The 1,150-nt window shown below is 43.4% G+C and carries 2 protein-coding genes; one reads left to right on the plus strand and one right to left on the minus strand.

Features of this window, described 5'->3' with window-relative positions; all coding sequences use genetic code 11:
* Positions 1-205 (plus strand): hypothetical protein (locus F6K49_RS51440; protein WP_293110679.1); only part of this gene is annotated, 205 nt, incomplete at its 5' end.
* 333 nt (positions 206-538) lie between these two features.
* Here the strand turns inward: F6K49_RS51440 and F6K49_RS51445 are convergent.
* A partial coding sequence (locus F6K49_RS51445) for a hypothetical protein (RefSeq protein WP_293110682.1) occupies positions 539-1,150 on the minus strand: 612 nt, incomplete at its 5' end.

A 1,150-nucleotide genomic window follows, 5' to 3' on the forward strand; every position in this document is an offset into this window, starting at 1 on the left:
CTTACCTCAAGCTAAAACAATGGCACGGCAACTCAATGGGTTCTTAGTACTACTGCTTTATGGACAGGCATCTGACCAAGAAATTCAATCCTTGGTACTAGAATTAGCAGAAGCCCAAGTTCTCCCCTTGTGGCTAGGTTGGCAAAATAGGAAAAGATTCGACCGCATTGTAGCGATGCTTTCGACGAATTCTGAACTGAATTGATGTCAGTGCATATGATGTCAGTCCATAGTAAGGGTGCATTCAAGGCATTTAGCACTGATATTGACAGTGCTTGCATGGTTTGTGACGAGGATTCTTTAGGAGTTAGACCTTGAATTATTGAAGCAATAGAATTATTGAAGCAATCCACATGAACATTATGAACAGACTAGACAGAATCGAGCTGATGTGATTAGGGTTTTTATTAAAACATTACGTGGTAAGATTCCGGTTTGACTGGTAAGAAAAGATAATGACTAACCCTTGATATGACTTAACTATCAATATCTAGGAATTAGCCATTACCAAGTTTTTTTGGTAGCTATCTGATCACGACTACTCGAGTGAGGTTTTCGGTGACCGTCTTTTCATAGCCTTTTTTACAGTGACCATCTGAGACATAAGATGCTGAACTTTAGTGTAGAGTTGGTCAAACTCATCACCATTAAGGGGAGTTGGTTTCTTCTGTGGCTCCTGAGCAGCATTGGGTGGAGCATAGGCTAGAAATGATTGCACCGATGGAAACCTAGCCGTAGCTGCTCGCACGTCCAAGTCGGGTTTAGTGGGGGATTGAGTGGATGGTTCATGATCCACTGTTTGATTGGTAATTATTACAGGTTCAGTTACCGACCCAGTTTCGGCAATCGGATGGTAGTTTTTGGGCAAGGATTCAGAAGTGACTTGCTCAACATTGCTAATGGGCTGGTAGTTGTCGTTCAAAGATAGTGAAGTGTCTTTCTCTGAGGTAAACTCCTTCAGTCCAGAAGCGTCTAACCTAGAGTCTGAGAGCTGAAGTGTCTCTAACAATTCCTCCTTTTTCTTGAGATTTTCCTCAAGACCCGATAACTGTGCCTCTATATCAGACCGGTTGCGGTCAGCGGAGCGCCATCCGGTCATCGCCACTGTAGCAGTTCCTACAGTCAGACTTAGTAGCGCTGCTAAGCCCAA

The sequence above is a fragment of the Moorena sp. SIO3I6 genome, from assembly GCF_010672095.1.